This is a genomic window from Bacillus sp. 1735sda2 (assembly GCF_024159245.1).
Taxonomy (GTDB): domain Bacteria; phylum Bacillota; class Bacilli; order Bacillales; family Bacillaceae; genus Bacillus; species Bacillus pumilus_O.
This window is the reverse complement of record NZ_JAMYWZ010000001.1, coordinates 122,357-148,957: the sequence shown is the minus strand read 5'-3', so window position 1 is coordinate 148,957 and position 26,601 is coordinate 122,357. Positions and strand designations below refer to the sequence as shown.

Here is a 26,601-nt window from a genome sequence, read left to right as displayed (position 1 = left end):
TTATCGATTAAAAATGTTTTATTGTTCTTTAACAGAAACTAAATGAGACACCTTGTTAATCATGCCGCGGATCGCTGCATTGTCTTCATGTACGACTGTTTGGTTTGTTTTCTTTAGACCAAGAGTACGAACAGTGACACGCTGATCTTCTGGGCGACCGATTACACTGCGTTTGAGGGTAATTTCTAATTTATTTGCCATTATTGTTCCCTCCTTATCCTAACAGGTCTTCTACAGATTTTCCACGAAGCTTCGCAACGTCTTCAGCACGTTTAAGTTCACTTAAACCTTGAAGTGTTGCGCGGATCATGTTGATCGGTGTATTAGAACCTAGAGATTTAGAAAGGATATCAGCTAGACCAGCAAGCTCAAGAACCGCACGCACTGGGCCTCCAGCGATAACTCCTGTACCTTCTGAAGCAGGCTTCAATAGAACGTTTCCTGCACCGAATCGACCGATGATTTCATGTGGAATTGTAGTTCCAACCATTGGTACTTCAATTAAATTCTTTTTCGCATCTTCAACAGCTTTGCGGATCGCTTCTGGTACTTCTTGTGCTTTACCAGTACCGAAACCTACATGACCGTTTTTGTCACCGACAACAACTAAAGCTGCAAAACGGAAACGACGTCCACCTTTAACAACTTTCGCTACGCGGTTAACCGTAACTAAGCGTTCTTCTAACTCTAATTTGCTTTGGTCAATACGACTCATTCGGATGTGTCCCTCCTTCTTTTATTAAAATTTAAGTCCAGCCTCACGAGCAGCTTCAGCTAGAGCTTTTACACGTCCATGATATAAGTATCCTCCGCGGTCAAATACCACGTTAGAGATTCCTTTTTCAACAGCACGTTTTGCAACAAGTTCGCCAACTTTAGTAGCAGCTGCAGCGTCAGAACTATTCTCGATCTTTAAATCTTTATCAAGAGTAGAAGCACTTACAAGTGTTACACCGTTAACATCATCAATTACTTGAGCATAGATGTTCTTGTTAGAACGGAAAACGTTAAGGCGAGGTCTTTCAGCAGTACCTGAAAGTTTCGCACGAACACGAGCGTGTCTTTTAAGACGAGTAGCGTTTTTGCTAGTTTTCGTAATCATCCGAGTCACTCCTTTCTTCACATTAAGCGATCTTACTTACCAGTTTTTCCTTCTTTACGGCGAACGAATTCACCTTCGTAACGAATTCCTTTACCTTTGTAAGGCTCTGGAGAACGGACAGCGCGGATGTTAGAAGCTAGAGCTCCCACACGCTCTTTATCGATACCTTTAATAACTACTTTCGTTTGAGATGGAACTTCAACTTCTACTCCAGCCTCAGGAACGATTTCAACTGGATGAGAGTATCCAACGTTAAGAACAAGTTTGTTTCCAGATTTAGCTGCACGGTAACCGACACCGATAAGTTCTAAACCTCTTTCGAAACCTTTAGATACACCTTCAACCATGTTTGCAATTAAGCTACGTGTTGTACCATGTAAAGCACGGTGTTCTTTATGATCAGACGGGCGGCTTACAGTTAAGACGCTGTCCTCAATTTTAATTTCCATATCAGGGTGAAATGTACGAGTTAGTTCACCTTTTGGTCCCTTTACTGTCACTGTGTTATCGTTGTTTGTCACAGTAACTCCTGAAGGGATCTCGATTAGTTTTTTACCTATACGAGACATACCAAGCACCTCCATTCATCTTAAACTTTTTTTACCATACGTAAGCAAGTACTTCTCCACCAGCTTGTTTAGCACGGGCTTCTTTGTCCGATAAAACACCTTGTGATGTAGAAATAATTGCGATTCCAAGTCCGTTAAGTACACGTGGTACTTCATTTGATTTCGCATATACACGTAAACCAGGTTTACTGATTCTTTTTAGACCAGTGATAACACGTTCGTTGTTTTGGCCATATTTAAGGAACATACGGATAATTCCTTGTTTGCTGTCTTCAACATATTCAACGTCACGGATAAAACCTTCACGCTTTAAGATTTCAGCAATTTCTCTTTTGATTTTTGAAGCCGGTACTTCTAGCTTCTCATGACGTACCATGTTCGCATTGCGAATACGAGTCAGCAAATCTGCAATCGGATCTGTCATAACCATTATTTAATAACCTCCTTCCCATTTATGGGGATTACCAGCTGGCTTTTTTAACGCCAGGAATTTGTCCTTTATATGCAAGTTCGCGGAAACAAATACGGCAAAGTTTAAACTTGCGAATTACTGAATGTGGACGTCCACAACGTTCGCAGCGCGTATACTCTTGAACTTTAAACTTTTGTTTGCGTTGTTGTTTCGCAATCATAGACTTTTTAGCCACGATTTCGCCTCCCTTTCATTGATTATTTCTGGAACGGCATACCTACTTGAGTTAATAACTCACGTGCTTCTTCGTCCGTATTGGCAGTCGTAACGATAACGATATCCATACCGCGGACTTTTGTTACTTTATCGTAATCAATTTCTGGGAAGATTAACTGTTCTTTAATACCAAGCGTGTAGTTTCCACGACCGTCGAAAGATTTCTTAGAAATCCCGCGGAAGTCACGTACACGTGGTAAAGATACAGAAATAAGTTTATCAAGGAAATCGTACATGCGCTCTCCGCGAAGTGTTACTTTCGCACCGATTGGCATTCCTTCACGTAGACGGAATCCAGCAATAGACTTCTTCGCACGAGTAACGACAGGTTTTTGACCAGCGATAAACGTTAATTCTTCAACAGCAGTATCGATTGCTTTAGCGTTTTGAACGGCGTCACCAACACCCATGTTGATCACGATTTTTTCGATTTTTGGCACTTGCATTACTGATTTGTATTCAAACTTAGAAACTAATGCAGGTGTAATTTCTTTTACATACTTTTCTTTAAGGCGGTTCATGAGAAAGACCTCCCTTCCTTATTTACTATTTATCTAGAACTTGCCCAGATTTTTTCGCTACACGGACTTTCTTTCCGTCCTCAACTTTATACCCAACACGTGTCACTTCACCCGTTTTAGGATCAAGCGGCATTACGTTTGATACGTGGATCGGCGCTTCTTGTTCAGAAATTCCGCCCTGAGGGTTAGCTTGGGTTGGTTTAGAGTGTTTTTTCACAAGGTTAATACCTTCTACTAAAACACGGTCATTCTTAGGGAAAGCAGCAAGGATGACTCCTTGTTTACCTTTATCTTTACCAGAGATAACCACTACTTTATCGCCCTTTTTAACATGCATTTAATCGCACCTCCTTGAGTCGCGGATTGTATTCATTAAAGTACTTCTGGTGCTAGAGAAACAATTTTCATATAGTTGTTGTCACGAAGTTCACGTGCTACTGGTCCGAAGATACGAGTTCCACGTGGGCTCTTGTCGTCACGGATAATGACACATGCATTTTCATCGAAACTGATGTAAGATCCATCGTTTCTGCGAGCTCCGCTCTTTGTACGAACGATAACTGCTTTCACAACTTCACCTTTTTTGACAACGCCTCCTGGTGTTGCTTGTTTAACCGTACAAACAATGACATCACCGATGTTAGCCGTCTTACGTCCAGAGCCACCAAGAACTTTAATCGTTAGTACTTCGCGTGCGCCAGAGTTGTCAGCTACTTTTAAACGAGTCTCCTGTTGAATCATTAATGTTACCTCCTTTCGGAAAAAGAAATCCGAACTTTATTAGATAATAACGGCTTCTTCGACAACTTCAACTAGACGAAAGCGTTTAGTCGCAGATAAAGGACGAGTTTCCATCACCTTTACGATGTCTCCGATTTTTGCTTGGTTGTTTTCATCATGTGCTTTTAACTTTTTAGAGTATCTTACACGTTTGCCATAAAGTGAATGCTTTTTGTATGTTTCAACTACAACAGTGATGGTTTTATCCATTTTGTCAGAAACAACACGACCTTGATACACTTTACGTTGGTTACGTTCGCTCATGTTTGCGGGGCCTCCCCTCTAATTATTATTTATTAGCAGCGATTTCTCTTTGACGAATCACAGTTTTCATGCGTGCGATTGATTTACGCACTTCACGAATGCGAGCAGTGTTTTCAAGCTGCCCAGTCGCTAATTGGAAACGAAGATTGAAAAGTTCTTCTTTAAGAGACTTTACTTTTTGTTCAATTTCAGCAGTGGTAAGGTCACGAATTTCATTAGCTTTCATTTGATTCACCACCAATTTCTTCACGTTTTACGAACTTCGTTTTAATTGGCAATTTGTGAGATGCAAGACGAAGAGCTTCACGAGCAACTTCTTCAGACACACCAGAAATTTCAAATAAAACTTTGCCCGGTTTTACTACAGCTACCCATCCTTCTGGAGCACCTTTACCGGAACCCATGCGGACCTCTAGAGGTTTTGCTGTGTATGGCTTAGAAGGGAAAATTTTAATCCAAACTTTACCGCCACGTTTCATGTAACGAGTCATAGCAATACGAGCAGCTTCGATTTGACGGTTTGTAATCCATGAAGCTTCTAGAGCTTGGATACCGTACTCACCGAAATGTACTTCAGTACCACCTTTTGCACGACCACGCATTTTTCCACGATGTTCTCTGCGATACTTCACGCGTTTTGGCAATAACATATTATTTTCCTCCTTCCGCAGTATTCTTCTTAGTTGGAAGGACTTCTCCACGATAGATCCATACTTTTACGCCAAGCTTACCATAAGTAGTGTCAGCTTCAGCAGTAGCATAGTCGATGTCAGCACGAAGTGTGTGCAACGGAACAGTACCTTCACTGTAATATTCAGAACGAGCAATATCTGCACCGCCAAGACGACCAGAAACCATTGTTTTGATTCCTTGTGCTCCAGCACGCATTGTGCGTTGGATTGTTTGTTTTTGTGCACGACGGAATGAAATACGATTTTCAAGTTGACGAGCGATGTTTTCAGCAACTAGCTGAGCATCAAGATCTGCTCTTTTGATTTCAAGGATGTTGATGTGTACACGTTTGCCAGTTAGGCTGTTAAGAGCTTTACGAAGTGCTTCAACTTCAGATCCGCCTTTACCAATTACCATACCTGGTTTAGCCGTGTGGATTGTGATATTTACGCGGTTTGCAGCACGTTCGATTTCTACTTTAGAAACAGACGCGTCAGACAAACGCTTGCTGATGAATTCACGGATTTTCAAGTCTTCATGTAAGAAGTCAGCGTAATCTTTTCCTGCGAACCATTTAGATTCCCAATCACGAATGACGCCAATACGAAGACCTACTGGATTTACCTTTTGACCCACGGATTATCCCTCCTTCTTTTCTGATACAACGATTGTAATGTGGCTAGTACGTTTGTTAATTGCGCTCGCACGACCCATAGCACGTGGACGGAATCTCTTAAGTGTTGGACCTTCGTCAACGAATGCTTGAGTAATCACTAGGCTGTTAGCGTCCAACTCGTAGTTGTGCTCAGCGTTTGCGATAGCAGATTTTAATACTTTTTCAATAATTGGTGAAGCAGCCTTAGGTGTAAGGTTTAAGATAGAAACTGCTTCTCCTACTTGCTTACCTCGGATCAGGTCCATTACTAGACGTGCTTTACGAGGAGCAATACGGACTGTTCTTGCGACAGCTTTAGCTTGCATTTAAAAGCCTCCTCTCATTAGCGTCTTGTTTTTTTATCGTCACTAGCATGACCTTTGTAAGTACGGCTTGGTGCGAATTCGCCCAATTTGTGACCTACCATATCTTCAGAAATGAAAACAGGTACATGTTTGCGTCCGTCATAGACAGCGATTGTGTGACCGATGAATTGTGGGAAAATTGTAGAACGACGAGACCAAGTTTTTACGACTTGCTTTTTGTCAGTTTCATTCAATTTCTCGACTTTAGCCATCAAATGATCATCAACAAATGGTCCTTTTTTTAAGCTGCGAGCCATTGTGGAACCTCCCTTCGTGATTGAACTACGGTCCTAAATGAACCGTAGACAACCCCGTTACTTGTTTTTACGACGACGTACAATGAATTTATCAGACTTGTTGGTTTTCTTACGAGTCTTGAATCCAAGAGTCGGTTTGCCCCATGGAGACATTGGTGATTTACGTCCGATTGGAGCGCGTCCTTCACCACCACCGTGTGGGTGATCGTTAGGGTTCATTACAGAACCACGAACTGTTGGGCGTACGCCTTTCCAGCGTGAACGTCCAGCTTTACCGATGTTAATTAATTCGTGTTGCTCGTTTCCAACTTGACCGATAGTCGCACGGCAAGCAGAAAGAATCATACGAACTTCTCCTGAGTTCAAACGTACAAGAACGTATTTACCTTCTTTACCAAGAACTTGAGCAGAAGTACCAGCAGAACGAACTAATTGTCCACCTTTACCTGGTTTTAATTCAATGTTATGCACAACTGTACCAACTGGGATGTTGATAAGTGGAAGTGCGTTACCTGGCTTGATATCAGCTTCTGGTCCAGAAGTAACTTCAGTACCAACTTGGATTCCTTTCGGAGCAAGAATGTAACGTTTCTCACCATCTGCATAGTTTACAAGAGCGATGTTCGCTGAACGGTTTGGATCATACTCGATTGTAGCAACGCGTCCAGGTATACCGTCTTTATCACGCTTAAAGTCGATGATACGGTATTGACGTTTATGACCGCCACCTTGATGACGAACAGTCAATCTACCTTGGTTGTTACGTCCGCCTTTTCTGTGAAGCGGTGCAAGCAACGATTTTTCTGGTTTGTCAGTCGTGATTTCAGCAAAATCTGAAGTAGTCATGCCACGACGACCATTACTGGTTGGTTTATACTTTTTAATCGCCATTTTGAATTTCCCTCCTTCTTTTTAAGATTTACGCTTCAAAAATTTCGATTTCTTTGCTGTCAGCAGTTAATTTCACGATCGCTTTTCTGCGACGGCTAGTCATACCAGTGTAGCGTCCAACGCGTTTAGATTTCCCTTTGTAGTTTTGAACGTTGACTTTCTCAACTTTCACTCCAAAGATTTCTTCAACAGCATCTTTCACTTCTGTTTTGTTAGCTCTGACATCAACTTCGAACGTGTACTTCTTCTCTGTCATTAGATCAGCAGAACGTTCAGTAATGATAGGGCGCTTTAGAACATCACGAGGATCTTTCATTATGCAAGTCCCTCCTCTACTTTTTCAACCGCTGCTTTAGTGATCAGAAGTTTCTCGTGGTTGACAACGTCAAGAACGTTGATACCGTTAGCTTCAACAACTGTTACTCCAGGGATGTTACGAGCAGATAAAGCAACTGTTTCGTTTGCATCCGCAGTGACGATCAACGCTTTCTTCTCGACAGATAATCCTTTAAGGATGCCTGCGAATTCTTTCGTTTTCACTGCATCAAGAGTCAGATCTTCAAGAACGATGATGTTGTTGTCGATTACTTTAGAAGACAATACTGACTTGATAGCCAAGCGGCGAACTTTTTTAGGTAATTTATAAGAATAGCTGCGTGGTGTTGGACCGAATACGATACCGCCTCCGCGCCATTGTGGTGAACGGATAGAACCTTGACGAGCACGACCAGTACCCTTCTGTCTCCAAGGCTTACGACCTCCGCCACGTACTTCAGAACGAGTTTTTACTTTGTGAGTTCCTTGACGTAAGGAAGCTCTTTGCATAAGAATAGCATCGAATACTACGCTTTCGTTCGGCTCAATTCCAAACACAGAAGCGTTTAATTCGATTTCACCGTTAGTAGAACCGTTTTGGTTAAATAATGCTACTTTTGGCATGACTTGTTTCCTCCTTTCCTAAGAGAGTTATTTAGATTTAACTGCACTCTTTACAGTTACTAGAGATTTTTTAGCTCCTGGTACATTTCCTTTGATCAATAGAAGATTGCGTTCTGCATCAACTTTAACGATCTCAAGGTTTTGGACAGTGATTTGCTCTCCGCCCATACGACCTGGAAGAAGTTTGCCTTTGAATACTCGGTTTGGATCAACAGGTCCCATTGAACCAGGACGACGGTGATAACGTGAACCGTGAGTCATTGGTCCGCGTGATTGTCCGTGGCGCTTGATAGCCCCTTGGAATCCTTTACCTTTTGATGTTCCTGTTACATCTACGATATCTCCATTTGCGAAAATATCAACTTTGACTTCCTGACCAACTTCATACGCATCTAACTCCGCACCGCGTAATTCTTTTACGAAGCGCTTAGGAGCAGTTTCCGCTTTAGCAACGTGGCCCTTTTCTGGTTTGTTAGAAAGCTTTTCACGTTTGTCGTCAAAACCGATTTGGATTGCTTCATAGCCATCCGTGTCAGTAGTCTTCTTTTGAAGGACAACGTTAGCAGCAGCCTCAACAACAGTTACAGGGATAAGATCACCGTTTTCTGCGAATACTTGCGTCATACCAATTTTTCTACCTAAGATTCCTTTGGTCATTAGTCACACCTCCTATAATATGTGTTTTCTATTTGAATTAAAGTTTGATTTCGATATCTACACCAGATGGTAAATCTAAACGCATAAGTGCATCAACTGTTTGTGGAGTTGGATTCACGATGTCGATTAGACGTTTGTGAGTACGCATCTCAAATTGCTCACGAGAATCTTTGTACTTATGCACCGCACGAAGGATTGTGTAAACTGATTTTTCAGTTGGAAGCGGGATTGGACCAGATACACTAGCACCAGAACGCTTAGCCGTTTCAACAATCTTCTCAGCAGATTGATCAAGAATTCTATGATCATATGCTTTTAAACGAATACGAATTTTTTGTTTTGCCATTATTTTCCCTCCTTTTCGCCTACTTACGTTAGACAGTTCTCCGTGAGAAAAACCTGATCACCTTGCCATGGCAAAGCGGCCGGGTGTGTCAGCAACCTCTCACTTCATCGCAGTCAAAGACCAACATGCACTATTGTACCAAATTGGCCTGCGTGTTGCAATAATAAATCGGATAAATTTATGATTTGCACACTTTTCATATTATACAGGGGTTCAGCCTATAAATCAAGCTTTCCCTGAAGATGATGTACAGCAGTCTTTTTGATGGTGCGAATAAATTCTTCTGGTTCTTCTAGATGCGGGGAATGTGCAGATTCTTTAAAGGTGAACCATTCTTTGATTGGCGCTTTTAATTGCTCAACATATGGTTTTGATACAGCAGCTGGTGTAATCATGTCATATTCACCAATGATAAAGTAACAAGGTATTAATATAGTAGAAACTCGGTATTCAATGCTCTCATTCATCAATTCATCCCATAGCATGTCCTGGCTAAATTTCTGTCCTTTCAGGAACTTCCACTTATCTTTGAGCTGATATTCTTTACTAAAAAGAAAACTGTGTAGCATTTGAAGGAACGGCTTCCACTTATGTGTGAGACCTACGCTCCCAAGCTCTTTATATAGAGAGAATAGAGCATGAGCCGATAATCGTTTCCACGGAGGAGGCGTCAGTAATCGCAGACACCAAGCAAACAACCGATTTCGATCGTATTTCTTCAAAAGAAGCTCGTACGACACAATATCTTCTTTTAATACATCTACTACCTGACTAATTCCATAATATGCATGATATAGATCTGGGCGCTTATGTACAGCTTGTATGGCGATTAATGACCCCCATGAATATCCGGCGATGTACAATTTTGATTGACCTAGATATGAAAGGATTTTCTCTGTCAGTTCAATCGTATCTTCAATAAATTGCTTAATGGTCATGGACGTATTGGGGAGAATGTTTTGATAGGAAAGTCCTGCTCCTCGTTGATCCCAATGAACCACTGTAAAATCTCGATTAAGCTCCTCATGAAACGAATTAATATAACTGATTTGAGCAGAACCTGGCCCACCGTGTACAAATAATAGAACAGGCTTCGCTTCACTAGTTTGATCTTCTTTGATCATAATCCATTGGTCAACTCCACCGATTAACCATTTCTTCAAATATGTCTTCGCCATTCCAGTGATCCTCTCGGTTCCATTTAGATTCTATAGCTAATAGTAGCCGTTCTGATCTGGAAAAGCAAAAAAAGAGACCCTTTTGCAAGGAGTCTCTTTTATATGTTTTATTACTTAATGATAGATGAAACGACGCCAGAACCTACAGTACGTCCACCCTCACGGATAGAGAAACGAGTTCCTTCTTCGATAGCGATAGTAGAGATAAGTTCAACTTCCATCTCAGTGTTATCGCCAGGCATAACCATTTCAGTACCTTCTGGAAGATGTACGATACCAGTTACGTCAGTTGTACGGAAGTAGAACTGCGGACGGTAGTTAGCGAAGAATGGAGTATGACGTCCACCCTCTTCTTTAGAAAGTACATAAACTTCAGCTTTGAAACGGCTATGTGGAGTGATTGTACCTGGTTTAGCAAGTACTTGACCACGTTGGATATCTTCACGAGATACACCACGAAGTAGTGCACCGATGTTGTCACCAGCTTCAGCATAGTCAAGAAGCTTACGGAACATTTCAACACCTGTAACAGTTGTTTTACCGTTTTCTTCTTGAAGACCGATGATTTCAACTTCGTCACCGACTTTAACTTGTCCACGCTCAACACGACCAGTAGCAACTGTTCCACGACCAGTGATTGAGAATACGTCCTCAACTGGCATCATGAATGGCTTCTCAGTGTCACGTTCTGGAGTTGGGATGTACTCATCAACCGCGTCCATAAGTTCAAAGATTTTTGCTTCGTAATCAGCATCTCCTTCAAGAGCTTTAAGAGCAGAACCTTTGATAACTGGAACATCGTCACCAGGGAAGTCATAGTCAGAAAGAAGGTCACGAACTTCCATTTCAACAAGTTCAAGTAACTCTTCATCGTCAACCATGTCACATTTGTTAAGGAATACTACGATGTAAGGTACACCTACGTTACGAGAAAGTAGGATGTGCTCACGTGTTTGTGGCATTGGACCATCAGCAGCAGATACTACTAAGATCGCGCCGTCCATTTGAGCAGCACCAGTGATCATGTTTTTAACATAGTCAGCGTGTCCTGGGCAGTCTACGTGTGCATAGTGACGAGTTTCAGTTTCATACTCAACGTGTGCAGTTGAGATTGTTATTCCACGCTCGCGCTCTTCTGGAGCACCATCGATTTGGTCATAAGCCATAGCCGTACCTTTACCAGATTTCTTATGAAGAACTGTTGAGATAGCAGCAGTTAGAGTTGTTTTACCATGGTCAACGTGTCCAATTGTACCAATGTTAGCATGCGATTTGGAACGGTCGAATTTTTCTTTAGCCATTCTAAAAATCCTCCTTAAAGGTTCATTGTATTTGGTATAGAGTGATAGAAAGTGAAGAGTTACCTGTCACTTTCTGATCTTCAATAGTAGTTATACTTTAGTTTAAAGGCAAAATCAATTATTCACCTTTATTTTTTTTGATGATTTCTTCACTGATGCTCTTAGGCACTTCTTCGTAGTGATCCATGTGCATAGTGAAAGTACCGCGTCCTTGTGTGTTAGAACGGAGTGAAGTTGCATATCCGAACATTTCAGAAAGTGGAACCATTGCGCGAACAACTTGAGCGTTACCGCGAGCTTCCATTCCTTCTACACGTCCACGACGAGATGTGATATCACCCATGATGTCTCCCATGTATTCTTCAGGGATAACGACTTCCACTTTCATCATTGGCTCAAGTAGAACTGGGTTACATTTGCTGACAGCATTTTTCAATGCCATAGATGCAGCAATTTTAAACGCCATTTCGTTCGAGTCAACATCGTGGTAAGATCCATCAAATAATTTTGCTTTGATGTCGATTAATGGGAATCCAGCTAATACACCATTTTCAAGTGAATCTTCAAGACCTGCTTGAATTGCTGGAATGTATTCACGTGGAACAACCCCACCGACGATTGCATTTTCAAATTCGAAGCCTGCGCCTTCTTCGTTTGGTTCGAATTCGATCCAAACGTGTCCGAACTGACCACGTCCACCAGACTGACGTACGAATTTACCTTCAACTTTTGCACCAGAACGGAATGTTTCACGGTACGCAACTTGAGGAGCTCCTACGTTAGCTTCAACCTTGAACTCACGCTTCATACGGTCAACAATGATATCAAGGTGAAGCTCACCCATACCAGAGATGATCGTTTGACCAGTTTCAGGGTTTGTTTGTGTACGGAATGTTGGATCCTCTTCAGCTAGTTTAGCTAAAGCGATACCCATTTTATCTTGGTCAGCCTTTGATTTAGGCTCGATAGCTACATCGATAACTGGCTCTGGGAATTCCATAGACTCAAGGATAACAGTATCTTTCTCATCACAAAGAGTGTCACCAGTAGATGTATCTTTAAGACCAACAGCTGCTGCGATATCCCCTGCATATACAGTAGAGATTTCTTCACGGCTGTTTGCGTGCATTTGAAGGATACGTCCAACACGCTCACGCTTGTTCTTAGAAGAGTTCTTCACGTATGAACCTGAAGCAAGTGTTCCAGAGTATACGCGGAAGAAAGTTAGTTTCCCAACATAAGGGTCAGTCATAACTTTAAATGCAAGAGCTGAGAATGGTGCGTCATCAGTAGACTCACGAACAACCTCTTCATTTGAATCTGGCAGGATACCTTTGATTGCAGCAACATCAGTTGGTGCAGGAAGGTAATCAAGCACAGCATCAAGTACAAGCTGAACACCTTTGTTTTTGAAAGCAGATCCAACAAGAACTGGGTAGAATTCAACATTCAACGTTCCTTTACGGATTGCAGCCTTCAATTCAGGAATTGTAATTTCTTCACCCTCAAGGTATTTTTCCATAAGCTCTTCATCAAGCTCAGCGACAGCTTCAATAAGGCTGTTACGAAGCTCTTCAGCTTTGTCTTTATACTCAGCAGGGATTTCTTGTGCATCAGAGCGAGTTCCAAGGTCATCTTCGTAGAAGTATGCTACGTTATCTACAAGGTCGATGATTCCTTCGAATTGATCTTCAGCGCCGATCGGCAATTGAATTGCATGAGCGTTCGCTTGAAGACGATCTCTTAATGTACTTACAGAGTAAAGGAAGTCCGCACCGGTTTTATCCATTTTGTTAACGAATACGATACGAGGTACTCCGTAAGTTGTTGCTTGGCGCCAAACTGTTTCAGTTTGAGGCTCTACACCTGATTGTGCATCAAGAACTGCTACCGCACCATCAAGTACACGTAAAGAACGTTCAACTTCAACAGTGAAGTCTACGTGTCCTGGTGTATCAATGATGTTTACACGGTAACCTTTCCATTGTGCTGTAGTAGCAGCAGAAGTGATTGTAATACCACGTTCTTGCTCCTGCTCCATCCAGTCCATTTGGGAAGCTCCTTCGTGAGTTTCACCAATTTTATGGATACGACCAGTGTAGTATAAGATACGCTCAGTCGTTGTCGTTTTACCGGCATCGATGTGAGCCATGATACCAATATTACGAGTTTTGTCTAAGGAGAACTCTCTTGCCATTGGGTAATTTCTCCTTCCTTATTAGGGAATAGTTTTTTTAGTTTGGTATAAATCCTACCAGCGGTAGTGAGCGAATGCTTTGTTCGCTTCTGCCATTTTGTGTGTATCTTCACGTTTCTTAACAGCAGCACCAGTGTTGTTAGCTGCGTCAAGGATTTCGTTAGCAAGACGCTCTTCCATCGTTTTTTCTCCACGAAGACGAGCGTAGTTTACTAACCAGCGAAGACCTAAAGTCGTACGACGGTCTGGGCGAACTTCTACAGGAACTTGGTAGTTAGCTCCACCTACACGACGTGCTTTAACTTCAAGAACTGGCATGATGTTTTTCAAGGCTTGTTCGAAAACCTCCATCGCTTCATTACCAGTACGTTCTTTGATGATATCAAATGACTTGTAGAGAATAGTTTGTGACTTTCCTCTTTTACCGTCGATCATCATTTTGTTGATCAAACGAGATACAAGTTTAGAATTGTAAATTGGATCTGGCAATACGTCTCTTTTTGCTACAGGACCTTTACGTGGCATCTGATAGCCTCCCTTCTCATTTAAAAGGATTTCTATCTGTCTCTCATCTCAATATCATTGTCAGTTGCCTGACTCCACTGATCTGAACTCAACTTCTAAAAACCCTTATGTTTGTTTGTATTATTTGCTTTGTTTAGGGCGTTTTGTTCCGTATTTAGAACGTCCTTGCATACGACCGTCAACTCCGGCAGTATCAAGCGCACCACGAACGATGTGGTAACGTACACCCGGTAAGTCTTTTACACGTCCGCCACGGATAAGTACTACACTGTGCTCTTGTAGATTATGTCCGATACCAGGAATGTAAGCTGTTACCTCAATCAGGTTAGACAAACGTACACGAGCATATTTACGTAGTGCTGAGTTTGGTTTTTTCGGTGTCATTGTGCCGACACGAGTACAAACCCCGCGCTTCTGTGGAGATGTTACGTTAGTGTGCTCTTTTTTGAAACTGTTGTATCCTTTGTTAAGTGCAGGAGACTTTGAGTTTTCAACTTTACTCACGCGTCCTTTGCGTATTAGCTGATTAATTGTAGGCATGTTGTTATTCCTCCCTTCGTTGCTTTTTTTATAACCCACATACCCAGGTGGTTCATTAAAAGGCAAAAAACAATGCTTTTGCATTTACACATGCAAAAACAAAACAAGTACGCTATAACATAATGGCAACAGCTGCTGCCCCAACTTCAATTCCGCAGGCTTTGCCGAGCTTTTTCATGGAATCTACCACTAAAATGTCTACACCCTTCTCTTGCGCTAGTTTTGTTACACTAGCTGTTAAAGCAGGATCAGCATCTTTCGCTACGACGATTTCCTTTACTGAATCTCGTTTCAGAGCTTTTACTGTTTGCTTCGTACCAATAATAATGGATTGAGCCTGTGATACTTTATCATAAGACATCGAATATCCTCCAAAGTAACAGGTTTTATTTTGAGCACCTTGGTTATATTATCATCATGGCAGAAGGATGTCAATATCATATGACAGATTATCTTGACATCCTTCACCATTTTTTGATGATTTTATTGAAATCTCACGAGAAAGATTACTCTACAGGCACCATATCGTCAGACGGCTGCACTTGTGAAACCGGCTTAACTTTACGGTAGTTTGGCATTCCTGTTCCAGCTGGAACAAGTTTACCAATGATCACATTCTCTTTCAAGCCAAGCAGTTCATCACGTTTTCCTTTGATCGCCGCATCTGTTAGGACACGAGTCGTTTCTTGGAAGGATGCCGCAGACAAGAATGAGTCTGTTTCAAGCGATGCTTTTGTAATACCAAGAAGAACTGGGCGGCCTGTTGCAGGGCGCTTGCCTTCGAATAGTACTTTTTTGTTCGCTTCAGTGAATTGATGTACATCAAGAAGTGTGCCTGGTAATACATCTGTATCCCCTGCATCAGCGACACGCACTTTACGAAGCATTTGGCGAACCATTACCTCAACGTGCTTATCTCCGATTTCTACCCCTTGCATACGGTATACTTTTTGTACTTCATGAAGCAGATATTCTTGAACAGCTGTCATGTCAGTCACTTTAAGAAGTTCTTTCGGATCGATCGAACCTTCTGTCAGTACTTGACCACGAGTGACTTTGTCACCTTCAACAACTTTCAGACGTGCATTATAAGGAGCTGTGTAAGAACGAGTTTCAACGTCGCCTTGAACCACAATTTCCTGCTGCTTGTCACGAACATCGTTAATTTCAGCAACGACACCATCAATTTCAGAAATGGTCGCTTGCCCTTTCGGATTACGCGCTTCAAATAGTTCTTGGATACGAGGTAAACCTTGTGTGATATCGTCTCCTGCTACCCCACCGGTGTGGAACGTACGCATTGTAAGCTGTGTTCCTGGCTCACCGATTGATTGAGCAGCGATGATTCCAACTGCTTCACCGACTTCAACGTCAGTACCAGTTGCAAGGTTACGGCCGTAGCATCGTTTACATACACCATGAGGCGTATTACATGTAAATGCAGAACGGATCCATACTTCCTCAATTCCTGCTTCAACTACTTCAAGTGCTTTATCTTCATCAATTAGTTCGTTTTCGCCAACAATGACTTCGCCCGTTTCAGGATGAACAATTGGTTTTCTTGCAAAACGTCCAATGAGACGTTCTTCAAGTTTCTCAATAATTTCATTGCCTTCTCTAATGGACTTCGCCAAGATACCACGGTCTGTACCGCAATCTGTTTCACGGATGATAACATCCTGTGCAACGTCGACGAGACGACGCGTGAGGTAACCTGAGTCAGCTGTTTTAAGGGCTGTATCGGCAAGACCTTTACGCGCTCCGTGAGTGGAAATAAAGTATTCCAATACAGTTAATCCTTCACGGAAACTAGATTTGATCGGAAGTTCAATGATACGTCCAGCCGGGTTGGCCATCAGACCACGCATACCAGCTAGCTGAGTGAAGTTAGATGCATTACCACGCGCTCCAGAGTCACTCATCATGTAGATTGGGTTGACTTCATCAAGGGACTTCATCAGTTTACCTTGGATGACATCTTTAGAAGAACTCCAGATCGAAATAACTCTCTCGTAACGCTCTTCTTCAGTAATCAAACCACGTCTGAATTGCTTCATGACGTTATCTACTTTTGCTTGCGCTTCTTCGAGGATCTTCTGCTTATCATCTAATACGACGATATCAGACACCCCAACCGTAATACCCGCTTTAGTAGAGTATTTGAAACCAAGATTTTTCATGCGGTCAAGCATTTTAGATGTCTCAGTGATATGGAATCTCTTAAAGATTTCCGCAATAATTTTACCTAAAATACCTTTTTTGAACGGCGCATTGATTTCTTGTTTCTCGATCGTAGCTTTGACATCTTCACCTTTTTCAAGGAAGAAGCGGTCAGGCGTTTTTTCTTCAATATTGCTCTTTGTCGGCTCATTCATGTAAGGGAATGATTCCGGTAAGATTTCGTTAAAGATCAGTTTTCCAACTGTTGTAATCAACAATTTAGAACGCTGTTCATCAGTAAATGTCACATTCTTCAACGAGTTAGCTGCAACAGCTACACGTGTATGAAGATGTACATACCCATTTTGATAAGCTAGAAGGGCTTCGTTAGTATCTTTGAAGACCATACCTTCTCCGATAGCACCTTTACGCTCAAGTGTAAGGTAGTAGTTACCAAGCACCATATCCTGAGATGGCGTAACAACAGGTTTTCCATCTTTCGGGTTCAAAATGTTTTGAGCAGCAAGCATTAAGATACGAGCTTCAGCTTGAGCCTCAGCAGATAATGGTACGTGAACCGCCATTTGGTCACCGTCAAAGTCAGCGTTGTAGGCTGTACATACAAGTGGATGCAGACGAATTGCGCGTCCTTCCACAAGTGTAGGTTCAAACGCTTGAATACCAAGTCTGTGAAGAGTCGGTGCACGGTTTAGTAAAACTGGATGCTCACGAATCACTGATTCTAAGACATCCCATACTTCCGGCTGCACGCGCTCAATTTTACGCTTCGCACTCTTGATGTTATGAGCTAAACCTTTTTCAACAAGCTCCTTCATCACGAATGGTTTGAATAGTTCAAGAGCCATTTCTTTCGGAAGTCCACACTGATACATTTTCAAATGTGGTCCTACGACGATAACGGAACGTCCAGAATAGTCAACACGTTTACCAAGCAAGTTTTGACGGAAACGTCCTTGTTTCCCTTTCAGCATATGAGAAAGAGATTTCAACGGTCTGTTTCCTGGTCCTGTTACTGGTCGGCCTCTACGTCCATTATCAATCAAGGCATCGACAGCTTCTTGAAGCATACGCTTCTCGTTCTGAACGATGATGCTTGGCGCGCCAAGATCTAATAAACGTTTCAGACGATTGTTACGGTTGATGACACGACGATAAAGGTCGTTTAAGTCAGAAGTAGCAAAACGTCCACCATCAAGCTGAACCATTGGACGTAATTCTGGCGGAATAACCGGAAGTACATCAAGAATCATCCATGATGGTTTGTTTCCTGAGTTACGGAAGGCTTCGAGCACTTCAAGGCGTTTAATCGCACGTGTACGACGCTGCCCTTGAGCCGTTTTCAGCTCTTCTTTCAGTGTATCTACTTCTTTTACAAGATCGATATCTTGAAGAAGTTTATTGATTGCTTCTGCACCCATAGCTGCTGAGAATGTATTACCGTATTTATCTAAATAAGCACGGAATTCCTTCTCAGAAAGAAGTTGTTTCTTCTCAAGCGGTGTGTTGCCCGGATCTGTCACAACGTAAGAAGCGAAATAAATCACTTCTTCTAACGCACGTGGTGACATATCAAGAACAAGACCCATACGGCTTGGGATACCTTTGAAATACCAAATGTGGGAAACTGGGGCAGCCAGTTCGATATGCCCCATTCTCTCACGACGGACTTTTGCCCGTGTTACTTCTACACCACAACGGTCACATACAACACCCTTATAACGAACGCGTTTATACTTTCCACAATGACATTCCCAGTCTTTTTGCGGTCCGAAGATACGTTCACAAAAGAGACCATCTTTTTCAGGTTTCAGTGTACGATAGTTAATCGTTTCAGGCTTTTTCACTTCACCAAAAGACCAAGAACGGATTTTATCAGGTGATGCGAGACCGATGTTCATATACTCAAAATTGTTCACATCTAGCAAGGGGCCTACCTCCCTTTTAATCTTCGGGTTATACCCTAGTCACTTGCTCTAATCGTTTCTGCTATTCTTTTGTGACTACGTCACGTTCAAGATCGACAGGTGCGAGGTCTGCAGCATCTTCGTCATTAGATAACGCTAATCCGTCTGCTTTCTTCGTTTCCTCATCGTCTTCTAAATCTCTCATTTCTATCTCTTCTTCATCGCCAGATAGGATTTTGACATCCATACCTAAACTTTGAAGTTCTTTAATTAACACTTTGAATGATTCAGGGACACCTGGTTCAGGGACGTTATCCCCTTTGACGATGGCTTCGTATGTTTTCACACGACCCACCACGTCATCCGATTTAACGGTTAAGATCTCTTGAAGTGTATATGCTGCACCGTAAGCTTCAAGTGCCCATACTTCCATCTCTCCGAAACGCTGACCACCAAACTGTGCTTTACCGCCAAGTGGCTGCTGCGTAACAAGTGAGTAAGGTCCAGTTGAACGAGCGTGAAGTTTATCGTCAACCATGTGAGCCAGTTTGATCATGTACATGATTCCGACTGATACACGGTTATCGAATGGTTCACCAGTTCGACCGTCATAAAGGACTGTTTTCGCATCACGAGACATACCTGCTTCTTCAAGCGTTTCCCAAACATCTTCCTCGCGCGCACCATCAAATACTGGTGATGCAATGTGGATGCCAAGGTAACGTGCAGCCATACCCATATGAAGCTCAAGTACCTGACCGATGTTCATACGAGATGGTACTCCTAGAGGGTTTAACATGATATCGATCGGTGTTCCATCTGGAAGATACGGCATATCTTCTTCTGGAAGGATTTTAGAGATAACCCCTTTGTTACCATGTCGTCCGGCCATTTTATCACCTTCAGAAATTTTACGCTTCTGAACGATGTATACGCGGACTAACTGGTTAACACCCGGAGGTAATTCATCTCCATCTTCACGGTTAAAGACTTTGACGTCGTGGATAATTCCGCCGCCGCCGTGTGGAACACGTAGAGACGTATCACGTACTTCACGAGCCTTTTCACCGAAGATTGCATGTAATAGACGTTCTTCAGCTGTTAGTTCTGTTACACCTTTAGGCGTTACTTTTCCTACAAGAAGGTCTCCGTCTTTTACTTCTGCACCGATACGGATGATCCCACGCTCGTCAAGGTTGCGTAAAGCATCTTCCCCAACGTTTGGAATATCACGAGTGATTTCTTCCGGTCCAAGCTTTGTATCACGAGCTTCTGATTCATATTCTTCAATATGAATAGACGTGTAGACGTCATCTTTTACAAGGCGCTCACTCATGATGATCGCATCCTCGTAGTTATAACCGTCCCAAGTCATGAAGCCAACCATGACGTTACGTCCTAGAGCTAATTCACCTTTTTCCATTGAAGGACCGTCTGCAAGGATTTCTCCTTTTACGACTTCATCTCCAACACTTACGATTGGACGTTGGTTGTAGCAAGTCCCTTGGTTAGAGCGGACAAATTTCAGCAAGCTGTATTTGTCTAGGTTTCCTTTGACTTGTTGTCCGTCAACATCTTCATAGCGGCGAACCCAAATATTTTTTGCTTCAACACGTTCTACAACACCTGGGTAGCGGCAGATGACAGCAGCACCAGAGTCTTTACCTGATACATACTCCATACCTGTACCAACAATCGGTGATTCCGGCTGCATCAAAGGCACAGCCTGACGTTGCATGTTCGCTCCCATTAGAGCACGGTTAGAGTCATCGTTCTCTAAGAATGGGATACATGCTGTCGCTGCAGAAACAACCTGCTTTGGCGAAACGTCCATGTAGTCAACGCGGTTTCGAGGAACAACGGTGTTTTCCCCTCTGAAACGAGCAATGATATTATCATCGATAAACGAACCATCATCAGCTAGAAGAGCGTTCGCTTGTGCTACTACGTAGTTATCTTCTTCATCAGCAGTTAAGTAGTCGATTCTCGGCGTCACTTTACCTGTTTCAGGATCAACCCGGCGGTAAGGTGTTTCAATAAAGCCGAAACGATTCACTTTTGCAAATGAAGATAGAGAGTTGATCAAACCAATGTTTGGACCCTCTGGTGTTTCAATCGGACACATACGACCATAGTGAGAGTAGTGAACGTCACGAACTTCCATTCCTGCACGCTCACGTGTCAAACCACCAGGCCCAAGCGCTGATAGACGACGTTTGTGCGTCAATTCAGCAAGCGGGTTTGTTTGATCCATGAACTGAGAAAGCTGAGAGCTACCAAAGAACTCTTTAATAGAAGCGATCACAGGACGGATGTTGATCAGTTGCTGAGGTGTGATCGTGTTTGTGTCTTGGATCGACATTCTTTCACGAACAACACGCTCCATTCTGCTTAATCCAATACGGAATTGGTTTTGCAGAAGCTCACCTACAGAACGCAGGCGACGGTTACCAAGGTGATCAATATCATCTGTATCACCTACACCATGAAGAAGGTTGAAGAAGTAACTGATCGATGCAATGATGTCAGAAGGCGTGATGTTTTTCACAGCTTCCTCTACGTATGCATTCCCGATCACGTTGATCACTTGCTCGCCTTCTTGATCAGACGGTGCATAAATCTTAATAGATTGAAGTTCTACTTCATCTTCTACTACGCCACCATTTGGATAAAGCTTTCTAAATCCGATGCCGTTTTCTAAGTATGGAAGAACTTTATCAAGAACTCTTCTGTCTAAAATTTGACCTTTTTCTGCTAGAATTTCACCTGTTTCAGGGTCAACTAACGTTTCAGCCAATTTTTGATTGAACAGTCTATTTTTAATATGAAGCTTTTTATTAATCTTGTAGCGTCCAACATTTGCTAGGTCATATCTCTTCGGATCGAAGAAGCGAGAGTCTAGCAAGCTTTTCGCATTTTCAACAGTTGGTGGCTCTCCAGGACGGAGGCGCTCGTAGATTTCGAGAAGTGCTTTATCCGCATTCTCTGTATTGTCTTTTTCCAGCGTGTTGCGTAAGTATTCATTCTCGCCAATGAGGTCAAGAATCTCTTGATCAGAGCTGAAGCCGAGAGCACGCAAAAGAACCGTAACCGGCAACTTACGTGTGCGATCGATGCGTACATAGACTACATCCTTCGCATCAGTTTCGTATTCTAACCATGCGCCACGGTTTGGAATGACAGTCGCAGTAAAACCTTTTTTACCGTTTTTGTCTACTTTACCACTGAAATATACACTTGGAGAACGTACTAACTGAGAAACGATTACACGTTCCGCACCGTTAATGATAAAAGTACCTGTGTCTGTCATGATTGGGAAATCTCCCATGAACACATCTTGGTCTTTTACTTCTCCAGTTTCTTTGTTAATTAAACGAACTTTTACTCTTAGTGGAGCAGAGTAAGTTACATCACGTTCTTTTGATTCTGCTACAGGATACTTAGGATCCCCTAGGCTGTAATCAATGAATTCAAGAGAAAGGTTACCAGTAAAATCCTCAATTGGGGATATATCTTGAAACATCTCTCTAAGACCCTCATCAAGAAACCACTGATAAGAAGAGGTTTGAATTTCAATGAGATTTGGTAATTCTAACACTTCGCTTATGCGTGCGTAGCTTCTGCGCTGGCGGTGTCGTCCATACTGAACTAGTTGACCTGTCAACTGATTCACCCCTCAAATCATGCGTATTATATGTGTAAAAAGTATTTCAGCCTTTCAAATGTCAGTAAAGAAATACTTTTACAAGACAAAAGAAAAAAGGGTTTCTAAAATAAGAAAACCACATCCAAAAACAAATACCGATTTTATTAGTTTTCCCAAGTATGCATAATTTATACAAAATAGTTGTTTTTTAAGCCTATCAAGCAAAATATACACATTGGCATTTTATAATGTTAACACAGCTAGGAAACTGCGTCAAACTTTTTTAGCTTTGATAATATAGTAGCCCTTTTTTTTCAGTACAACTTCGACTTCTCCAAAAAGCTGTTCTAATTTCTCAATCGCAGATGGTCCACCCTGCTTTTTCTGAATTACCACCCACAACTCACCTTCCGGCAATAAATGATCAGCGCTTTTTTCAAAGATCGCATGTACAACTTTCTTCCCTGCCCGTATTGGGGGATTGGTCAGTATAGAGGCAAAAGCAGCTGATGAATGAACATTCGAGAACAAATCACTTTGATAGATGCGGACATTATCAATGCGATTATGTTTAGCGTTTTCCTTTGAAAGTTCGACTGCTCTTTCGTTCACATCAATCATATGAATGGTGCGGCTCGTCATTTCGTTTGCTAACGATAAGCCAATCGGTCCATAACCGCAACCGACATCTAAGACATCGCCATCCACGTCAGGTTCTTCAAAAGCTTCAATTAAAAGTCTCGAACCAAAGTCGACTTCTTTCTTAGAAAACACTCCACTGTCACTTGTAAAAGTAAAGGTACGGTTTCTCAAGGTGAAGTCCCATGTCTGTTTATTGCTTTTCACTGATGGCTTTTCCGTATAATAGTGGTCACTCATGGTGAATTGGACCTCCTCTGGATTCAATCGTTTCAGGAGAATAGAAAAGAAAAAGCCCGCCAGTAAAAGCGAGCTTTCCCAAAAGATTAGGCGAAGATTACTTAACTTCTACAGAAGCGCCAACTTCTTCAAGCTTAGCTTTAAGTTCTTCAGCTTCTTCTTTAGCAATACCTTCTTTAAGTGGTTTTGGAGTGTTGTCAACAAGTTCTTTAGCTTCTTTCAAGCCAAGACCAGTGATTTCACGAACCACTTTGATAACTTTGATTTTTTGGTCTCCAGCACCAGCAAGTACTAGATCAAAATCAGTTTTTTCTTCAGCAGCAGCACCGCCAGCAGCAGCTACAGCTACAGGAGCAGCAGCAGTTACGCCAAATTCTTCTTCGATTGCTTTTACTAAGTCGTTTAACTCAAGTACAGTTGCTTCTTTAACTGAAGCAATGATTTCTTCGATATTTAAAGCCATTTGTAATTCCTCCATTTTAAGTTTTTTTACGTCAAGTACGCATTAAGCGCCTTGTTCTTCTTTTTGATCTGCAACTGCTTTAGTAGCAAGAGCAAGGTTACGAACTGGAGCTTGAAGAACGCTAAGCAACATAGATAGTAAGCCTTCGCGAGACGGAAGTTCCGCAAGAGCCTTCACTTCTTCTACAGTCGCTACGTTTCCTTCGATGACACCAGCTTTGATTTCTAAAGCTTCGTGGCTTTTCGCAAATTCGTTGATGATTTTCGCAGGTGCGATAACATCTTCGTTACTGAATGCGATAGCGTTTGGACCTGTTAAGAAATCGTTTAAACCTGTTAGTTCAACTTGTTCAACTGCACGGCGAGTCAAAGTGTTTTTGTAAACTTTGAATTCTACGCCAGCGTCACGAAGTTGTTTACGAAGTTCAGTCACTTCAGAAACTGAAAGACCGCGGTAATCTACAATGACAGTAGACATGCTATCTTTGAATTTAGAAGTAATTTCATCAACGACAACTTTTTTTGTATCGATTGCATTGCTCATGGTTACACCTCCTGTACATTGTTTGTGTAACACTTATACCGATCAGGCCATCACGTTCCTAACGAACGGTTCTCCATATAAAAAGCCTCCAATAAGACATGGAGGCTGTATATACAAGCATACGTTAACGTAAGACTGTGACATATACACCTCGGCGGGTTAATTAAGCCATAAGGCCCCTGCTGTCTACGGTATAAATGGACATATTCTATTTTACAACATTTTGATATTATCAAAATGATTGTGATAAGTCAAGATTTATTTTGCAGAGAAAGAAGATGGATCCACTTTAACGCCAGGGCCCATAGTAGATGTAACAGAAACATTTTTCACGTATACACCTTTAGCCGCTGCAGGTTTTGCTTTAAGGATTGTGTCATAGATTGTTGCAAAGTTCTCAACAAGCTTTTCGTCCTCGAAAGAAACCTTTCCGATTGGCGCGTGGATGTTACCAGCTTTATCAACGCGGTATTCTACTTTACCAGCCTTGATTTCATTGATTGCTTTTTCTACTTCGAATGTAACAGTTCCTGTTTTAGGGTTTGGCATAAGACCTTTTGGTCCAAGTACACGACCGATCTTACCAACTTCACCCATCATGTCAGGTGTTGCAACGATTACATCGAATTCGAACCAGCCTTGTTGGATTTTAGTGATGTAATCAGAATCTCCAACGTAGTCTGCTCCAGCAGCTTCTGCTTCTTTTGCTTTTTCGCCTTTAGCGAACACAAGAACGCGTTGAGTTTTACCAGTTCCGTTAGGAAGTACAACTGCACCGCGGATTTGTTGATCGTTTTTACGAGGGTCTACGCCCAAACGAAAAGCAACTTCTACAGTCGCATCAAATTTCGCTGTATTTGCTTTTTTTGTAAGAGAGACAGCTTCAGCTACATCATACGCTTTAGTACGTTCGATTAGCTTAGCAGCTTCTACATACTTTTTACCTTTTTTAGCCATTATAAAAATCCTCCTTATGTGGTTTTAGCGGAATAACCTCCCACGAATAAGGGTTGCGAACTTGTCAAAACCAAACTCGCAACCCAACAAGACAATAAATTAATCTTCGATGACAATACCCATACTGCGTGCAGTACCTTCAACCATGCGCATAGCTGATTCAACGCTAGCAGCGTTTAAGTCAGGCATTTTTGTTTCCGCGATTTCGCGTACTTTATCACGCTTAACAGTTGCCACTTTATTACGGTTAGGTTCACCAGAACCAGACTCAATACCAGCTGCTTTTTTAAGTAAAACTGCAGCAGGTGGAGTTTTAGTAATAAATGTAAATGAACGGTCTTCAAAAACCGAAATTTCAACAGGAATGATAAGACCAGCTTGGTCAGCTGTACGAGCATTAAACTCCTTACAGAATCCCATGATATTAACACCGGCTTGACCTAGTGCAGGTCCAACTGGTGGAGCTGGGTTAGCTTTTCCAGCAGGAATTTGCAATTTAACAACTTTAACTACTTTTTTAGCCACGAGACACACCTCCTTAAAGTCCGTGATGTGGTAATAGGGGAATCCCCCTCCCACTCAACAACTTCATTCTTTATATGAATGACGAAATAACTAGCTAGCGATCTTGAGCGAACTCAAGACGTACCTTTGCTATATTACCACTTCTATACACTCATTTCAAGCTCTTTTGAATTACAATTTATCGATCTGCGTGAACTCAAGTTCCACGGGTGTTTCTCTACCAAACATATTAACAAATACTTTGACTTTGCTTTTATCGTAATCAATCTCTTCGATAGAGCCTGTGAAGTTAGCAAATGGTCCGTCGATGACCTTGACTGTTTCTTTCAATTCAAAGTCGATTTCTGTTTTGCGTTCTTCAAGACCCATTCTCTTCAGAATGGTTTCAGCTTCGCCTGGTAGTAGGGCTGTCGGCTTTGAGCCTGATCCAGCTGATCCAACGAACCCTGTGACACCTGGTGTGTTACGAACTACATACCAAGAGTCGTCAGTCATCACGATTTCCACTAGGACATAGCCAGGGAATACTTTCTTTTTGACAACTTTTTTCTTACCATTTTTAATGTCTGTTTCTTCTTCTTCTGGTACGACAACGCGGAAGATCTTATCTTGCATGCCCATTGATTCAACACGCTTTTCCAAGTTCGCTTTTACTTTGTTTTCATAGCCAGAGTACGTATGCACAACATACCAATTCTTTTCCATTTCGTTCAGGACTATTCAGTCCTTCCCTCCCCACATTTCGTAATGTCTATTTGACGAATCTCGAGTACCGGTAAATATTTTCAAGCAATTGAAAAAACCCGTAAAACGGGTTTTTTGGCAAGTCATATTATGATCTATTATAGCACGTTCAGCAGACCATTATTCAAGTATTAATGAATTAATTCGATTAATTGTGAGATTCCTATATCAAGAAAAGAGAAAAAGATTGCAAAGAATACGACTGTTAAAATAACAGTGATTGTGTAACGAATCATTTCGTTTTTCTTTGGCCAGCTGACCTTCTTCATTTCTTTCCCGACACTTTTTAAGAAACTGATAATACGCATTGTA

The 26,601-nt window shown here is 42.0% G+C and carries 35 protein-coding genes and 1 other annotated feature; all 35 genes read right to left on the bottom strand.

Going from position 1 to position 26,601, the window contains the following annotated elements; translation table 11 throughout:
• Positions 1-18 precede the first annotated feature (18 nt).
• Positions 19-201: a 50S ribosomal protein L30 gene (gene rpmD / locus NKR21_RS00830; protein ID WP_003217067.1), complete on the bottom strand. Its 183-nt coding sequence runs from the start codon at positions 199-201 to the stop codon at positions 19-21.
• 13 nt (positions 202-214) lie between these two features.
• Positions 215-715, bottom strand: coding sequence for a 30S ribosomal protein S5 (gene rpsE, locus NKR21_RS00825; protein ID WP_003217179.1), 501 nt, complete (start codon positions 713-715; stop codon positions 215-217).
• 24 nt (positions 716-739) lie between these two features.
• Positions 740-1,102 (bottom strand): 50S ribosomal protein L18, encoded by a 363-nt coding sequence (gene rplR / locus NKR21_RS00820; RefSeq protein WP_012008708.1) that lies wholly within the window; start codon positions 1,100-1,102, stop codon positions 740-742.
• A 32-nt stretch (positions 1,103-1,134) separates the two neighbouring features.
• A complete protein-coding gene (rplF, locus tag NKR21_RS00815; RefSeq protein WP_003217186.1) occupies positions 1,135-1,671 on the bottom strand; it encodes a 50S ribosomal protein L6 in 537 nt (178 codons plus the stop codon).
• Positions 1,672-1,702: 31 nt separating this feature from the next.
• Entirely contained in the window at positions 1,703-2,101 is a 399-nt protein-coding gene (gene rpsH, locus NKR21_RS00810; RefSeq protein ID WP_003217040.1) for a 30S ribosomal protein S8, read from the bottom strand.
• Between the two features lie 31 nt (positions 2,102-2,132).
• A complete protein-coding gene (gene rpsN / locus NKR21_RS00805; RefSeq protein WP_008356542.1) occupies positions 2,133-2,318 on the bottom strand; it encodes a 30S ribosomal protein S14 in 186 nt (61 codons plus the stop codon).
• Between the two features lie 22 nt (positions 2,319-2,340).
• Entirely contained in the window at positions 2,341-2,880 is a 540-nt protein-coding gene (gene rplE, locus NKR21_RS00800) for a 50S ribosomal protein L5 (protein WP_003217159.1), read from the bottom strand.
• A 25-nt stretch (positions 2,881-2,905) separates the two neighbouring features.
• Complete coding sequence (rplX, locus tag NKR21_RS00795) at positions 2,906-3,217, bottom strand: 50S ribosomal protein L24 (RefSeq protein ID WP_003217151.1); 312 nt, start codon at positions 3,215-3,217, stop codon at positions 2,906-2,908.
• A 35-nt stretch (positions 3,218-3,252) separates the two neighbouring features.
• Positions 3,253-3,621 (bottom strand): 50S ribosomal protein L14, encoded by a 369-nt coding sequence (rplN, locus tag NKR21_RS00790; RefSeq protein ID WP_012008706.1) that lies wholly within the window; start codon positions 3,619-3,621, stop codon positions 3,253-3,255.
• Between the two features lie 39 nt (positions 3,622-3,660).
• On the bottom strand, positions 3,661-3,924 hold the full coding sequence (gene rpsQ / locus NKR21_RS00785) for a 30S ribosomal protein S17 (RefSeq protein ID WP_012008705.1): 264 nt from the start codon (positions 3,922-3,924) through the stop codon (positions 3,661-3,663).
• A 25-nt stretch (positions 3,925-3,949) separates the two neighbouring features.
• Positions 3,950-4,150 (bottom strand): 50S ribosomal protein L29, encoded by a 201-nt coding sequence (rpmC, locus tag NKR21_RS00780; RefSeq protein ID WP_003217155.1) that lies wholly within the window; start codon positions 4,148-4,150, stop codon positions 3,950-3,952.
• The gene (rplP, locus tag NKR21_RS00775; RefSeq protein ID WP_003156478.1) at positions 4,140-4,574 is read right to left on the bottom strand and encodes a 50S ribosomal protein L16; all 435 of its coding nucleotides are present in this window, start codon (positions 4,572-4,574) and stop codon (positions 4,140-4,142) included. The genes rpmC and rplP overlap by 11 nt, the downstream gene beginning before the upstream one ends.
• 1 nt (position 4,575) lies before the next feature.
• Positions 4,576-5,232, bottom strand: coding sequence for a 30S ribosomal protein S3 (gene rpsC / locus NKR21_RS00770; RefSeq protein ID WP_003217241.1), 657 nt, complete (start codon positions 5,230-5,232; stop codon positions 4,576-4,578).
• A 3-nt stretch (positions 5,233-5,235) separates the two neighbouring features.
• Positions 5,236-5,577: a 50S ribosomal protein L22 gene (gene rplV, locus NKR21_RS00765; RefSeq protein ID WP_007496316.1), complete on the bottom strand. Its 342-nt coding sequence runs from the start codon at positions 5,575-5,577 to the stop codon at positions 5,236-5,238.
• Between the two features lie 17 nt (positions 5,578-5,594).
• Positions 5,595-5,873 (bottom strand): 30S ribosomal protein S19, encoded by a 279-nt coding sequence (rpsS, locus tag NKR21_RS00760; RefSeq protein WP_003216920.1) that lies wholly within the window; start codon positions 5,871-5,873, stop codon positions 5,595-5,597.
• Between the two features lie 57 nt (positions 5,874-5,930).
• Positions 5,931-6,764 carry a 50S ribosomal protein L2 gene (rplB, locus tag NKR21_RS00755; protein WP_007496314.1) on the bottom strand — a complete coding sequence of 278 codons (834 nt, stop codon included), beginning with the start codon at positions 6,762-6,764 and terminating at the stop codon, positions 5,931-5,933.
• 28 nt (positions 6,765-6,792) lie between these two features.
• Positions 6,793-7,080 carry a 50S ribosomal protein L23 gene (gene rplW / locus NKR21_RS00750; RefSeq protein WP_003217016.1) on the bottom strand — a complete coding sequence of 96 codons (288 nt, stop codon included), beginning with the start codon at positions 7,078-7,080 and terminating at the stop codon, positions 6,793-6,795.
• Complete coding sequence (gene rplD, locus NKR21_RS00745) at positions 7,080-7,703, bottom strand: 50S ribosomal protein L4 (protein ID WP_003217216.1); 624 nt, start codon at positions 7,701-7,703, stop codon at positions 7,080-7,082. The genes rplW and rplD overlap by 1 nt, the downstream gene beginning before the upstream one ends.
• Before the next feature lie 27 nt (positions 7,704-7,730).
• Entirely contained in the window at positions 7,731-8,360 is a 630-nt protein-coding gene (gene rplC, locus NKR21_RS00740) for a 50S ribosomal protein L3 (RefSeq protein WP_012008703.1), read from the bottom strand.
• A gap of 37 nt (positions 8,361-8,397) precedes the next feature.
• Positions 8,398-8,706: a 30S ribosomal protein S10 gene (rpsJ, locus tag NKR21_RS00735; RefSeq protein ID WP_003156464.1), complete on the bottom strand. Its 309-nt coding sequence runs from the start codon at positions 8,704-8,706 to the stop codon at positions 8,398-8,400.
• A 218-nt stretch (positions 8,707-8,924) separates the two neighbouring features.
• Positions 8,925-9,884 carry an alpha/beta fold hydrolase gene (locus tag NKR21_RS00730; RefSeq protein ID WP_144458029.1) on the bottom strand — a complete coding sequence of 320 codons (960 nt, stop codon included), beginning with the start codon at positions 9,882-9,884 and terminating at the stop codon, positions 8,925-8,927.
• Positions 9,885-9,994: 110 nt separating this feature from the next.
• On the bottom strand, positions 9,995-11,185 hold the full coding sequence (gene tuf / locus NKR21_RS00725) for an elongation factor Tu (RefSeq protein WP_012008701.1): 1,191 nt from the start codon (positions 11,183-11,185) through the stop codon (positions 9,995-9,997).
• Between the two features lie 118 nt (positions 11,186-11,303).
• A complete protein-coding gene (gene fusA / locus NKR21_RS00720; RefSeq protein WP_012008700.1) occupies positions 11,304-13,382 on the bottom strand; it encodes an elongation factor G in 2,079 nt (692 codons plus the stop codon).
• A gap of 54 nt (positions 13,383-13,436) precedes the next feature.
• Positions 13,437-13,907: a 30S ribosomal protein S7 gene (gene rpsG, locus NKR21_RS00715; RefSeq protein ID WP_003216884.1), complete on the bottom strand. Its 471-nt coding sequence runs from the start codon at positions 13,905-13,907 to the stop codon at positions 13,437-13,439.
• A 120-nt stretch (positions 13,908-14,027) separates the two neighbouring features.
• The gene (gene rpsL, locus NKR21_RS00710; RefSeq protein WP_003216962.1) at positions 14,028-14,447 is read right to left on the bottom strand and encodes a 30S ribosomal protein S12; all 420 of its coding nucleotides are present in this window, start codon (positions 14,445-14,447) and stop codon (positions 14,028-14,030) included.
• A 112-nt stretch (positions 14,448-14,559) separates the two neighbouring features.
• Entirely contained in the window at positions 14,560-14,808 is a 249-nt protein-coding gene (locus NKR21_RS00705; RefSeq protein ID WP_003216985.1) for a 50S ribosomal protein L7ae-like protein, read from the bottom strand.
• A 145-nt stretch (positions 14,809-14,953) separates the two neighbouring features.
• Entirely contained in the window at positions 14,954-18,553 is a 3,600-nt protein-coding gene (gene rpoC, locus NKR21_RS00700; RefSeq protein ID WP_012008699.1) for a DNA-directed RNA polymerase subunit beta', read from the bottom strand.
• Positions 18,554-18,614: 61 nt separating this feature from the next.
• Complete coding sequence (gene rpoB, locus NKR21_RS00695; protein WP_144458031.1) at positions 18,615-22,196, bottom strand: DNA-directed RNA polymerase subunit beta; 3,582 nt, start codon at positions 22,194-22,196, stop codon at positions 18,615-18,617.
• A 255-nt stretch (positions 22,197-22,451) separates the two neighbouring features.
• Entirely contained in the window at positions 22,452-23,057 is a 606-nt protein-coding gene (locus NKR21_RS00690) for a class I SAM-dependent methyltransferase (protein ID WP_044139657.1), read from the bottom strand.
• A gap of 97 nt (positions 23,058-23,154) precedes the next feature.
• Positions 23,155-23,520 carry a 50S ribosomal protein L7/L12 gene (rplL, locus tag NKR21_RS00685; RefSeq protein ID WP_003216952.1) on the bottom strand — a complete coding sequence of 122 codons (366 nt, stop codon included), beginning with the start codon at positions 23,518-23,520 and terminating at the stop codon, positions 23,155-23,157.
• A gap of 42 nt (positions 23,521-23,562) precedes the next feature.
• Entirely contained in the window at positions 23,563-24,063 is a 501-nt protein-coding gene (rplJ, locus tag NKR21_RS00680; RefSeq protein ID WP_003217048.1) for a 50S ribosomal protein L10, read from the bottom strand.
• Positions 24,064-24,132: 69 nt separating this feature from the next.
• Positions 24,133-24,273 (bottom strand) — a sequence feature (ribosomal protein L10 leader region).
• 48 nt (positions 24,274-24,321) lie between these two features.
• Entirely contained in the window at positions 24,322-25,020 is a 699-nt protein-coding gene (gene rplA / locus NKR21_RS00675) for a 50S ribosomal protein L1 (RefSeq protein ID WP_007496292.1), read from the bottom strand.
• 99 nt (positions 25,021-25,119) lie between these two features.
• Positions 25,120-25,545: a 50S ribosomal protein L11 gene (gene rplK, locus NKR21_RS00670; protein ID WP_003216956.1), complete on the bottom strand. Its 426-nt coding sequence runs from the start codon at positions 25,543-25,545 to the stop codon at positions 25,120-25,122.
• Between the two features lie 171 nt (positions 25,546-25,716).
• On the bottom strand, positions 25,717-26,250 hold the full coding sequence (gene nusG, locus NKR21_RS00665; protein ID WP_003217197.1) for a transcription termination/antitermination protein NusG: 534 nt from the start codon (positions 26,248-26,250) through the stop codon (positions 25,717-25,719).
• A 170-nt stretch (positions 26,251-26,420) separates the two neighbouring features.
• Positions 26,421-26,597 carry a preprotein translocase subunit SecE gene (secE, locus tag NKR21_RS00660; RefSeq protein WP_003216942.1) on the bottom strand — a complete coding sequence of 59 codons (177 nt, stop codon included), beginning with the start codon at positions 26,595-26,597 and terminating at the stop codon, positions 26,421-26,423.
• Positions 26,598-26,601 lie beyond the last annotated feature (4 nt).